Raw genomic sequence first — 12,073 nt, 5'->3', positions numbered from 1 at the left:
ACTGGCTATCAGCACAACGCTTACTGGCCGAATAACTGCTCAGAGCCACTCGTCGCCGATATATTCGAGCCCCTGTATCTCCTCTTGTGGATAGTGTTGGGAGACTGCGTGGACAATATCCGCAACCTCCTTGACGGGAAGTCTAGCGTCGTGAAGATACAATACTGCGCGATAGTCCGCTTCGTCAACCTCCAGTACGAAGTCATCGTCGTACGTGACGATCACTCGGTCGGTGTCCAGGGAATACTGGGCAATCGGATAATCGTCCGTTCCTTTCCCGAGTTCGGGGACGAAGTCTACGTGTTCGACATCGTGCCCGTAGTTTTCGAGCCGATGAAAGACCTCATGCTCCACGTTCTCGTCTAAAATAAGCCGATACACCATCGGTCAGTTTTCAGGAGGCGTTAGCGATGATCGCCGCTTCGCTTCCTCACCAGCACGTTCGTGTCGTTTCTCGACCTGTTGCATCTCTTCGGGATTGTTGTGATAGTACGCGAGTGCCTCGTAGACGTCAGCGATATCTAGATTGTACCGCTCTGCCACTCGGTCGGGACTAAGTCCTCGGTGCTCCACCCGGACATACACGTCTCGTACCGTCACTCGACTTCCCTCGATATGTGGTTCTTTGTGTATCTCCGATTCCTCTCCAGAGACGATACGATACTCCTGTGTAGCCATTGAAAGAAAGTAGTCGCCCCAGGGTATTTAAACCCTCTACCGACTCTATCGTCGAAGAGAGTCAGAAGACCAGGAAATCATATGAGAGACCACCGCTCTGTCCGCACAGCCTTCGCCACCCCCACGATGCGACAGCACTCTCACCTTGACACACCTATCACCCTATATTACAATCCTTTCTCTAGAAGGAGGTGGCGGGAGTGGATAGTACAGACGTTCAGTTCGGGGTCCATCCCAGCTGTGGAATTGATATCTCCATAACTATCTACTTCATTCAATAAGTGTAAACAGTAAGGCTACACCCAATGAATTATCTATCGGCACAACGCATATGCTCCGTCTACACTTCATTCATTGTGTGTAAACGTGACTCCGACAGATAGCAATCAAAATATACGACGTGGACTCTCGGAACGAGAGAGTCGCGCGCTTTCGCTACTGGCGAGCCAGAATAACGAGATATTCACAATAGACGACTTGGCCGAGGCCCTGGACACAACGTACGAATCCGCGAAAACGACAGCCTCCCGACTCGCCAACAACGGGTGGCTCACGCGACTGAAGCCAGGGCTCTACCTTGTCGTCCCATTAGCTGCCGGTGAGGATTCACAGTACACTGCCCACGAGTACCACATCGCCAGCCACCTCGTCGAACCGATGTACATCGGATACTGGAGCGCACTAAATTTCCACGGCTTCACCGAGCAGGTCCCCCGGTCAGTCTACGTTGCAACGACCAAACGCCTCCCTGACCGAACGGTCCATGATGTCGAATATCACTTCGTCACGCTCGCAGAACGGAAACTCTTCGGTCATCAAAATCATGCCGTCGCCGGACAGGCCGTCCCCATCGCTACGCCGGAAAAGACACTTGCAGATTGTGCAGACCAACCAAATCACTGCGGCGGGATCCGCGAACTCGCCAAGGGGATACAGGAAGGAACCGACGGATACGATCCTTCGACACTCATCGAGCACGCGCTGCGAATCGAAAACGGTGCCGCGCTCAAACGACTTGTCTACCTCATGGATCATTACGGAGTTACTGTCCCGGAGCGAGAGGAGGTGACAGCGAAGTTCACGTCGGGAGCCTCTCCACTGGATCCGACTCGCTCTGGAGACGGAAGTTACGACGGCAGGTATCGGTTGTATATTAATGTCTCTGACGAGGAGTTGCCAGCAACACATGCTAAATGACACCGCTATCTCTGAAGACTGGAACACAACACTACCTGAACTCGTCGCGGATGTACCGCCACTTGAAACTGTCCGCCAGTCCCTCGATACGTACCTTATTGATGATATCGCTCCAGTACTACATCAGGACAATGACTGACCAAAACCCTCCTCTGGACCAGCAGTGGGAAGAGTTCGCTGACGCACTTCAATCGAGTGACTCCGATCAGGTAAACGGCGTAATCGACGACATCAAAGACATGGACCTGAACGAGCGGATGGTGTTGTTCAATACCCACTTCGACGACCTCGTCGCTATTTATCGCGAACACGATGACGGCTACGTTCGGCAGGCAGTCGTCCGTGTCACTGAACAACTCGTGCCCGGCATTCCTGCTGTCGTTGCACTCGACGCTGGGGAACCTTCGCTGGACGCGAACGTTGACGAGGTTCGAACGCAGACTGACACGCTTTGTGGATTTCTGCTTGAAACCATGACAGACGACGACGGGCGTGTGCGACAGTCAGCAATCCGTGCACTCCAAGACGTGTTTCGGACGTACGACTCACTCGAAGACGAGGAGACCATTCAGGCACTCGCACAGGAACTGGAACGCATGGCTGCAGACGCGTCCGGGAAGAAACGCGAGCATCTCCTCGAAGTGAAAGAACACGCAACGCACACACTTCAGTCAAGTCTTGGACGTATCGTTCGGGACTTCCAGACGGAACACGACGAGTTCTTGTGAGGACACACGCGGCTGTTGTAAACCACTCTATAGCGAAGGGGTTACATATTAGTCACACTGACAGAACTGCTCGGTTTGCTGGTCGAACGTTACAATGTATTCGTGGACAATCGCTGCAACAGTACGGATTTGCTCTGCCTGAGTTTTCGTCGTTACTGTCGTCCCATAATAGTGCTCGGTGCGACGGGCATCATAGAGGTTTTTCAGGTCATCAACTGTCTCATCATCAAGTGGCACTTGTCCCTTGGCAAACGCATACGGTGACGAATGGTTGCGAAGCTCTACTTCGTCTACTCCGGTCATCGCCAGTAAATACCCCTGAAAGGTGTGTTCAATTGCAATCAGTGAGTGTTCAAAGATTGCACCATAGTACTCACCTAGGTCATCGATTCTGTGTGCGAGTTCGAGTAATCGGCAGGCTTTCTGTATCTGTACTTCCCCATCGCTGGCATCCGCGGCTGCATTCAGTCCAGGTTCAAATACAGGTTGTCCATGAGCGTGACTGAACGCATCTTCGGCTGCCTCAATCGCTTTTCGTAACTCGGTAGGATCACTCATTATTGAACACCTCCATCTTGACCCGGTCGAGTAACTCCGTCGATAGCAACGTTATTCCGTATCCGAACAACTTCTCAGCCTCAACGCGGTCTGCCTGCCCAATAATCGACTGAGGTGTTTCGACGAGAATCTGGAACGAGTATCGTTCTGCCGTGCCTGCCGGGGAGTCCTTGTTTTCCAGTATGTCCTTGATTTCTGCCCAATCAGTCTCAAAATCCGCAGCTTCTACATCTGGAACAGAAACCGTCCGAGGGATTTTGAGCTCCCCTAGGTGTTTTGCTAGCTTGTTTGCCCGATGTCGTTGTTCCAGATGATCCTCTGCAACAAGTACCCACAGGTCGATATCCGACCGGCGGTCAGCGTTCCCCTGCGCGACACTGCCAAAGAGAATTATCCCCTTGACATCGTCCAGTTCCTCCTCGATGTATCGGCGTGCAACGCGGACAGGCACCTGGAATTGCGGTTGAGGGACAGCAAGAAGCGGATCGGTTGTGTCCGTGAGGCGGTTCCTGTTGATGTGTACTCGCCGTGCGTTTCCCTCGTGAAATGACTCGACCAGCCCGTTTGCGACGAGGACGTTGACGGCTTCCCGAGTCGCGCGTTCGCTCACCGGTGTCACCTGTGTTAATTGCCGGAGTGAGAGGTTGATTTCGGGGTTATCACTGAGAAAGTTGAGAATGTGCGGTGTGGCTTCGTGTTTGAATAAGTCTGCTTCCCGAACAGGCAATGGAAGACTGAGTGCCCGGGACTCGTCTGACGAAGAATCTTCTGTCGCCTCATTTGTTGAACTTGGAGTACCCATACGGAGTACTAGTTCGCCAGGACTTATATAATTTATATATAACCGAGAATAGTTTATCAGGCTTGCATACCCCACGCCAAGATATGGCGGATTGAGTACACAATCAAAACAAGTCAACCAATTCTGAAAGCCACCCGTCAAACGCAGCGAGAAACTCCTTGATTGCGTCCCCGCCAGTGAACACGGTCATATTAGGCGCCCCCGTACTGTGCTTTCAACGCGGCGTATTCCCGGGCACTCGGAAAACCGATTCCAGCATCGTCAGCGGTACCGAAGTCACCCGCGATGAACTGGTAGAGGTGTTCAATAAGTGACTCAATGCTGTACCACTCTGCGGTCTCAATCAATTCGTCTGCGCTGATTTGCTCCTGTTCAATGAGAAGCATCGCGTAACTCACTCGCCGTGAACCCGCCTCAAGCACGAGTGTGTGGCAGACAACGTCCGCAGGCGTGAGTGGATCATCTGGTGCGTACCAGAACGCCGGTTCGCCTGCGAGAAAGAATTGCAGGCCATACTCGTGGAACCGCGCCAACCCGGTCATATCCCACTCGGAAGCGTGTTGGAGTGCATCTGTATCTTCTGCGGTCTGCACCTGGCCGAGTGCACGGTTCGGGTCGCACCACTCGATGGTCGCACTTGAAGCGAGATCTCGAACTCGTGTTCGGTGTTCATGTGTCACGACTTCGTGACTGAAGGCGAGTAACGACTGGAGATCGTCAGCAAGGGCGTAATCTGGGCCCGATGGAACTAACATCGCCCGGTTCTTGAGTGGTGCCAGGGAGTTGTGGACGGCTTGTCGTGTGATTCCTAGTCGGTCAGCGATTGCCGTGATGCGGCGGGGTTCATCGAGGTACCAGCAGACGCGAATCGTTGCCGGTGAGAGGAGTTCTGGCCAGTCACGAACTACTCACGCAATACCACCACGAGCCAAACGCCGACGTCAGAGACATCCCGGCTGATTTCTGGGGTCTCACAGCATTCGGCGTCACTCTGCTCGAAGAGTACAACTACCTGCGAGGGCTGCCGATCATGCGTGCTGCCCACGACGCAACCCACAAAACAGAAACGGTGAAACGACACGAAGACGCACCTCGACCAGTCCTACCGGACTCAGTCGCAACAGTACTGAAATATGATGAACCAACCCAACCGGAGGAAGCAATGGACTCAACTTCACTCAGCGAGCTACGAGAACAGACGTTGTACGCCGACGCCGCACCTGCTGATCCGGACGTGTTGAATGAAGACGGCGAAGGCAATCGGACACTTGACGAACTGTTCTGAAAGTTTCCGAAACAAAACACTCGTTGATTCGAAGACCAACCCAGCTACTGCACCTAGAATTCACTTCCTTCAACTGAATTCTTGCATGAACCCTCAGATATCAAGCCCACTTACGCCGCCACCCAATACACGAAATTCCGTAAGCGATGAAGCCACTGCTGTCCATACGAAAAACAAAGAACCACACGACACATTGACAACCCCTACAACCATTCAAGTGACTGGTTGTGTACCGCAAGATACTGCGAATTAATTCTCTTGCCCAGTTCGGGAACGTATTAGTCGCAATGACGCCGAAATAATCACTCAGTTAAAATGATCAGCGTGTCATAGACTCTTTCACAGCCGAACAGTGCATTCCCACGTCAGCCCCTAATCTATCAGTCTCAAATTGTACTCAATCTGCTATGCAACATACAGAGGATGTATGCAGTGTTGCGGGCAGTCCCGCTGGATATGCTGGCAATAACGCGGATGAACTGGCCAGTCTGTGAGCAGGCGCTAACCCCCTCTGCCTCTGCCTCCGATATCGAACTCAACAATCCCGAAAAACCAGAGCAACAGTACCACCACTACAATCAGTAGCAGTCCCCAGAGCACGTCACGATTCGGAAGCTGTGAACGCCAGTCCATATCGACTACGTGTCTGCCCACAATCTAAAATACGCTGGGCGGTTCTCTGAGCGAGAAACCGGTCGCCGAGACTGACCACAGCCGTCGCTCCCGATGTTCGGAGACGAGTTCAGCAAGTCCATTGACCCCACGTCTGGCAGATGTACAAGACTCGCGCCCTGTATCTTGCACGCGGGTCTTGACAAGACTTAGACGGGCAGAGCGCGCGAAGATTTCTATGACAGACTCATGATTAGAATATGATTTTCTATCTACTCTCGGTGCAGAACTCCCACTCACTACCACTTAATCTCAGTTATCATAATCTCCGAAAACCTCCGTTCAACAACACCGTTTCACCCCAAAACACGCCGTTTGACTGGTTTATCGTAACAAACTCAGAACCACACCTGTCTACGCACTAACCCTTATATGTGACCGAAGATTGAAATTGTGTTACTATGCCAGGTGACAGACTCATCGTAATCGCAGACGGCTGTATCGTCCCCGAAGTTGATGAGAAACGAGAGCAATTAATGGACGACCATTCGTTCTAGTTTAATCACGGTCAAAGGCGAACTCACCCGATTCAACCTCTCTGCGTAACCGTTCCCTGTGTGGATTTGGATTCTGCGACGCCCACAGCAGCAACTCATCTAAATCCGGCAGTTCGTAGCCCAACTCCAGCATCAGGTACAATTGGATCAGATGTGAATGTCGCTCAACCGCAGGTGAACTACGACGGCGAGGCAGCCGCGACGCCGACTCGTCGGCGTCCGCGCTCTCACGTCGTTTCGCGTCCAGCTTGTGGAGTTCATCCACAATCTCGCGGCTGATCATCAGCGAGATCGCCGCCATGATCACCAATGCCTCGATAACGGTTTAGTCGTGTTGATCTCGTCAAGCCCGAACTGCGATTTCAGCTCTTTGAACAGTAGCTCTACTTCCCACCGCGCCCGATAGAGTTGCGCGATATCGGGCGCAGAGTACTCGCTACGCGGCAGATTCGTGAAGTAGAGATGGTACTCGTCTTCGTCTTCGTTGAGCAGCCCAACCAATCTGAACTGACGTGTTGCAGTGGCTGAAGAACCACGTTTGCGGTCGAACTCCAATTCGACGAGAACGTCGATCTCCTGTCGCTGACGGTCGTCGAGGACGGCCTTCAGCGACTTCCCTTCGAGCGAAATACTGTTGCCCCGCCACGTGCGTAATTCGTCGACGACCTTCGGGTTAGCATTGGACTTGACGCGGGAGACAAACCACCCGTCATTGGCGTCTATACGGTCGAACAGCCAGAAATCGTAGAACCCGAGATCGAACAGGATGAGGGCGTCAGCTACCCACTCGCCGGTGGGTAGTTGACCCCGTTCATGGGTCGCTCCATCGGTGGTTCGAAACCGCGTTGGAAGGCCAGTCGAAAGCGACTCGGTTAGGTGTACCTTCAGCCCAGCTTGGTCGTCACCAGTTGCTCTGTAGACATCCTTAGCGTCTTGGTAGAGTGAGATGAATGTTGCGTCAACGATGAGAACGTCTCGAAAGTGTTCGAGACGCCCTCTCAAGTCGTTTCTACCGGGATCGAGATCCTCGATAGCGTCATCGAGGATCTCTCGAAGAACTGCAACGAACGCTGGTGAGAACCACTCGTAGAAGGAAGGATACGAAAGGGAATCGCAGTCAGCCATTTCCACGTAGCGTTCAAGAAACGCCTGAAGAGACCGATCTGACCCGGCAGCAAATCCAAACGAGAGCGTGTAGAACAGTGCGACAAAGTCGAATTTCCGCTCACGTTCTATCATTGCGCGACCGCGGTCGCGCAATTCATCAGAGGGAAACGCTCTTTGAATTCGCTCAACTACTACCGAATCCGGTGGTGAGTAGGTCATATCTCCCACCGGGTTCCTTACTCACGTAGCTTCAGCGATTTCCGTAGCTTCGTCTGCTGGTTCACCGCCTAAACTAGAACGAATGAATGGACGACATCTCTTCAGCACTCGAATCGGTACTCAATGAACACCAAACGTTCCCGGAAACAATCGAGGTACACGGTGGCGATGTGTATTCGCAAATTAAAGATCGATGCCCAGAATGCAACAAGCAACTTCGCCTGCGGCGCGTCGAACCAGACACCAGCAATGGCGCCACTGCGCCCGCAGTTTGTGAGTGTGGCTGGAGAGGAGACGTCCTCTACCGTATTATCGATATCGTCGAAAATCTCGACGACTCGGACAGCTTCTTCGAGCCCGACAGTGTAGTAGAGAATTACTGCGTTGAACCACTGTATGTCCCACACACTGACACAACCTCCCACTTCTTCAGACTAGGTGAGGACTAGTCCAGATCACGCTGAATCAAGCTGGAAGTATCCTTGACGTGGATACGAGACCGCTGGCGGGGCAGACGCTGTGTTTTCCAGTTTACTCGGCGTGAAATACACACCTTTCTCCCGTAATTCAGGTGTGGACAACGATTCTTCGGGCGTAGCGAACTCTTCGCTTTCTTCGATGATAGACCGCGCTCTCCTCTGAAGCGATGACCGCACTCCCTCCACGGTAAGTGTGTCCCCGCGTTGCGATGTGAGAAGCGGCGATGAATCACCTCCCATCGCGTTATCTTCATCCGTTGGTACGCGATTTTCACGGACGTATTCTTGTACCGCTGGCTCTGTGCGCTCACTCAACCGGAACACGTACTCGTCGAGGAGTCCTGCGTCGGTCGCAATGAATGAATCCGAAACTGGAATCCTAATAACGGTGTCTTCGAGGTCCACCTGCTCCAGCGTCAAATCAAGCACCGACACCATTCCCCCCGTTTCCAGTACTAACAGCACATACGCATGATCGCGCGTTCCAAATGCGTGTGTTTCTAGTCGATCAAGATACGCTTGCAGGTCCTCTTGGGAACTGACGTGAATTTTCGAGTGCGAAATCGGTGGAATCGGTGGATCATTCACATTCGCTTCTGCCCACTGACTCCATAATCGCTCTTCTGAAAAATACACCCCAACCAGCTCACGATCCATCCGTTGAGCATAACTCACGAATCCGAGAGCAGGCTTGATGTAGTCTTCTTCGTCCAACTCACCGTGTGGATCCACCTCATCTTGAGAAAACCGCTCAAGAAAGAACGCCGCCGCCTGCGCAGTAATATCGTTTCGTGACGAGGCGAACGGCCTGCACCATTCCGCGAACTCCTCTACAACTCCCACGTGCCGGTTCACGCGCTCACGATCAGCAACATTCTCCCGAAGCCCCTGGAGATACGTTTGCACTGTCTCGTCAAACCCGTCTGGATCCTCGTCCATCGACATAACTCCGAATTCACACTCACCAACACGTAATTTTTAGGAATTATCTCTAGAATACGGATTTTCACTCCGACATGGAGCACTGTATTCACCCCACCACTACTTAACGACAATGCACCCACCACTCCACAGCTAGGATATCATGCCACGGTACCCCACTGTTTCATCCCGTCCATACCACCCCACTTTTTCATACCAAATCGGCAGACTCAGTGCCCAGAAAGGGACATCACAGGGTCTTGGAGTTTCCTACCAGTGCATGATTCGTAGTTTCACACGACCCCCCACTTTTTCATACCAAACAATTTCTGAAGAGAACGAATTGCGTACCACTGGAGGGCACCCCGACGGCGCACGCCGAGTAGCCCAGATTGTGGAACCCAAGTCAACGTTACTCAAGCTATCTGGATCGACGAACTCATCGACGCTTTCCGCTACCCAGAATTCCCTGAAGAATGTGACTAAGAGAGTCCAACTTCCCAGTACATGGGTTGAACCCGAACGCGAGGACAAACCTGAGAATCTGTCCTTCGACAGTGGTACGTGGAAGAAGGTGAAAGACGCGAACGCGAGGACAAACCTGAGAATCTGTCACGACCGTGCTGACATTGACGGTGATGAACTATCCTGATTGCCCTGCTTTATCCGAGTCTCATAACTAGAAGTCTACAGCGGCGTGTCGTCAACTTATTTCTCACCATCGAAGGGATCGACAACCTCGCCAGTGTCATCCCGTTCATCGTCCCAGGTGTCGCACCAGTCCTGCGCGCTGCGGGGCTCTCAGTATCATGAGGAATGTGTCGCTCACGGATTCGCACGAGCACTGGCGTATTCATTGCGTCGCCTGCCACAACTGTTTGCCCCGGCGTCAGCCCAGGTAACTCTGCAAGGATGTCTTCATCAGCACTTTCGATGGACTGCCTGATGCGTTCTGATCGTTCTGGATCTAGATCTGCATGCATCCGTCTTTAGCTAAGCCACCTCTGCGGTTCTTGGCTGGATACTGGTAGCCAGTCGTTCTTGAAGAACGAGACGCTGCTGATGGATTTTTCGGGCATCTTCGATCAGCCGATCTAACAGGGGTGGCGGTGAGTAGCCGAGAAACTGACGGAGACGGTCAAGGATGAGCTGGGCGTGCGACCGGGTCGCCGCCCAGCGTTCAGGTGGGAACACAGCAGCATCGTCTGCGTGTTCAATTATCATCGAGAGGAGCTCCAGACTCACCACCAGTGACAATAACGCAGCAAAGATCAAGCAACGCTAACCGGCCTTCCAGCCACGATCCTGTGTCAAACTCCGTGCTGTCGTGCGCTTTTTCATCCGTGATGTCTGAGGTGGCGTCCGTGTGCACAGCGTTGCCTCCTCACTCCCTTCGCAAAATAGCCCCGAAGAGACATCGGTGTCACGCGGTTCTGCAATTTGCTAAAGACGGATGCCATTATACATAGATTACAGTTAATCTTGTCTTATCTTACCTGTTGGCTGGTTTTCCGTATTGCCTTTTATTTCGTAATATTTCTCGAACCACCACATATAATGTTTAAGCGGGAAACTATCTTTCGAGTATCTCATTTTTTCTTCATCAGACTTTCCCATATGACTTAGATTGTACATACCGATTCCCATGATGGAATAGATGAGACCCCCCAGAATTATAAATAGAGACGTAATGATATTCTCCAATAATAGTGTCCACTCTTTCCCGATAATACTTGGAAGGAAATCCATCACAGGCCTTTCTGGATCTTCTGTCACAAATAGAAAACTACTGTTTGACACAATATCAGTGATATATAATAAATCATAGAACGAGGCACCAAGACCGACAAGAGTTATTAATGGCCAAGTATATGCCAAAAGAACACCACCAAATAAAAATAAACCAGCAAAGAACCTGATAAAAAGACGTGCAACGGCGTCACCACTAATATCAGACGTGCTATTATTCGATCCAACTTTCCCGGTCGGTGCTACTTTATCATTATGATGGATTGAATCATGGCAGTCTTTACATAATGTCTTTAGATTTGTTTTCTTATGAGAACCCCCGTCACTGATTGGGACAACGTGGTGGGCATGTAACTCATTATTTCCCTTTGGTCCCCCTTTTGCACCACAGTTCTGACAAGTATAGTCGTCTCGCTTTTTGATTTCTCGGCTACGTGACGACCAATCATCTGGATATCGGTTATCCATGGGTAGACATCTGAACGGTGGTGTTCAGATAAGGATTGAAGAGTGAGGCGTAGCGTTTTCTGAGTGATCATGCCCGAAAACGCTAGCCTCAGCGGTAGTATCGACCAGATCAACTTAGAGTTTATTGAACGAGAAGCGACACCGCGATTTCTGATGAAGCTCAGTATTCAGTTGCATCTTGCAGGACTATCGCTTTCGAATACTGTTTCTGTTCTTGAAATATTCGGTGTCGATCGTGCGCGTTCGACTGTTCATAACTGGGTTCATAAGGCAGATCTACAGCCCGAAGATGGGCAAAACCCGGATCACGTTGCGGTTGACGAGACTGTGATCCAACTCAATGACGAGCAATACTGGCTGTACGCTGCTGTCGATCCCGAAACAAACGAATTACTCCATACAGAGCTTGAACCGACAACAAACAAGGTAATCGCTCATGCATTCTTTGCTGAACTTCGCGAGAAACACAACGTTGACGATGCGGTGTTTCTCATCGATGGCTCGCATTCACTGAAAGACGCCTGTTCACGACATGGCCTCGATTTCAGATACGAACGCAATGGAAATCGCAACAGCGTCGAACGTGTCTTTCGAGAAGTAAAACGTCGAACCACTAGCTTTTCAAACTGTTTCAGCAACGCACAAGCAGACACAGCTGACGACTGGCTTAGATCGTTTGCCTTCGCATGGAATCAGCTTATCTGAACACTACC

General features: G+C 51.6%; 12 protein-coding genes and 3 pseudogenes. 5 read left to right on the top strand and 10 right to left on the bottom strand.

The features are described 5' to 3' along the window. Positions 1 to 39 precede the first annotated feature (39 nt). Together BLR34_RS06110 and BLR34_RS06105 are read right to left on the bottom strand one after the other, a co-directional pair. Entirely contained in the window at positions 40 to 384 is a 345-nt protein-coding gene (locus tag BLR34_RS06110; protein WP_092700686.1) for a DUF5615 family PIN-like protein, read from the bottom strand. A 3-nt stretch (positions 385 to 387) separates the two neighbouring features. Beyond that, complete coding sequence (locus BLR34_RS06105; protein WP_092700682.1) at positions 388 to 678, bottom strand: DUF433 domain-containing protein; 291 nt, start codon at positions 676 to 678, stop codon at positions 388 to 390. A 366-nt stretch (positions 679 to 1,044) separates the two neighbouring features. On the opposite strand from BLR34_RS06105, the gene BLR34_RS06100 reads away from it, so the two are divergent. After that, a complete protein-coding gene (locus BLR34_RS06100; RefSeq protein WP_092700679.1) occupies positions 1,045 to 1,875 on the top strand; it encodes a type IV toxin-antitoxin system AbiEi family antitoxin domain-containing protein in 831 nt (276 codons plus the stop codon). Between the two features lie 131 nt (positions 1,876 to 2,006). Next, a complete protein-coding gene (locus tag BLR34_RS06095; protein ID WP_245683184.1) occupies positions 2,007 to 2,603 on the top strand; it encodes a hypothetical protein in 597 nt (198 codons plus the stop codon). Positions 2,604 to 2,651: 48 nt separating this feature from the next. Here BLR34_RS06095 and BLR34_RS06090 read toward each other — a convergent pair whose 3' ends face one another. The 3 genes and pseudogenes from BLR34_RS06090 to BLR34_RS17355 form a co-directional block, all read right to left on the bottom strand. Further along, the gene (locus BLR34_RS06090) at positions 2,652 to 3,161 is read right to left on the bottom strand and encodes a DUF8154 family protein (RefSeq protein WP_092700676.1); all 510 of its coding nucleotides are present in this window, start codon (positions 3,159 to 3,161) and stop codon (positions 2,652 to 2,654) included. After that, positions 3,154 to 3,963 (bottom strand): nucleotidyltransferase domain-containing protein, encoded by an 810-nt coding sequence (locus BLR34_RS06085; protein ID WP_092700672.1) that lies wholly within the window; start codon positions 3,961 to 3,963, stop codon positions 3,154 to 3,156. Before BLR34_RS06085 ends, BLR34_RS06090 begins: the two co-directional genes overlap by 8 nt. Before the next feature lie 191 nt (positions 3,964 to 4,154). Next, positions 4,155 to 4,862 (bottom strand): annotated as a pseudogene (locus BLR34_RS17355) (MarR family transcriptional regulator); the annotation flags it as partial. Here BLR34_RS17355 and BLR34_RS06075 point away from each other — a divergent pair. Continuing rightward, positions 4,841 to 5,248, top strand: coding sequence for a hypothetical protein (locus tag BLR34_RS06075; RefSeq protein ID WP_176765247.1), 408 nt, complete (start codon positions 4,841 to 4,843; stop codon positions 5,246 to 5,248). The pseudogene BLR34_RS17355 and the gene BLR34_RS06075 overlap by 22 nt on opposite strands. A 456-nt stretch (positions 5,249 to 5,704) precedes the next feature. Further along, the gene (locus BLR34_RS17500; protein ID WP_281240902.1) at positions 5,705 to 5,833 is read left to right on the top strand and encodes a hypothetical protein; all 129 of its coding nucleotides are present in this window, start codon (positions 5,705 to 5,707) and stop codon (positions 5,831 to 5,833) included. Between the two features lie 585 nt (positions 5,834 to 6,418). Here the strand turns inward: BLR34_RS17500 and BLR34_RS06070 are convergent. The 5 genes and pseudogenes from BLR34_RS06070 to BLR34_RS06050 all read right to left on the bottom strand — a co-directional run bounded on the left by BLR34_RS06070 (position 6,419) and on the right by BLR34_RS06050 (position 11,360). Next, positions 6,419 to 7,743 (bottom strand): annotated as a pseudogene (locus tag BLR34_RS06070) (IS4 family transposase). A gap of 101 nt (positions 7,744 to 7,844) precedes the next feature. Beyond that, on the bottom strand, positions 7,845 to 8,150 hold the full coding sequence (locus BLR34_RS06065) for a hypothetical protein (RefSeq protein WP_092700669.1): 306 nt from the start codon (positions 8,148 to 8,150) through the stop codon (positions 7,845 to 7,847). A gap of 48 nt (positions 8,151 to 8,198) precedes the next feature. After that, entirely contained in the window at positions 8,199 to 9,167 is a 969-nt protein-coding gene (locus BLR34_RS06060; RefSeq protein ID WP_176765246.1) for a site-specific integrase, read from the bottom strand. A 969-nt stretch (positions 9,168 to 10,136) separates the two neighbouring features. Then, positions 10,137 to 10,424, bottom strand: a pseudogene (locus tag BLR34_RS06055) (IS4 family transposase); the annotation flags it as partial. A 195-nt stretch (positions 10,425 to 10,619) separates the two neighbouring features. Beyond that, the gene (locus tag BLR34_RS06050) at positions 10,620 to 11,360 is read right to left on the bottom strand and encodes an HNH endonuclease (protein ID WP_092700662.1); all 741 of its coding nucleotides are present in this window, start codon (positions 11,358 to 11,360) and stop codon (positions 10,620 to 10,622) included. Between the two features lie 69 nt (positions 11,361 to 11,429). Between BLR34_RS06050 and BLR34_RS06045 the strand changes: the two genes are divergently transcribed. Then, the gene (locus BLR34_RS06045; RefSeq protein ID WP_092700659.1) at positions 11,430 to 12,065 is read left to right on the top strand and encodes an IS6 family transposase; all 636 of its coding nucleotides are present in this window, start codon (positions 11,430 to 11,432) and stop codon (positions 12,063 to 12,065) included. Positions 12,066 to 12,073 lie beyond the last annotated feature (8 nt).

Source organism: Halovenus aranensis, from assembly GCF_900100385.1.
Taxonomy (GTDB): Archaea; Halobacteriota; Halobacteria; order Halobacteriales; family Haloarculaceae; genus Halovenus; species Halovenus aranensis.
Note: the sequence above shows the minus strand (reverse complement) of the source record. Positions and strands in the feature narration are given on the sequence as shown.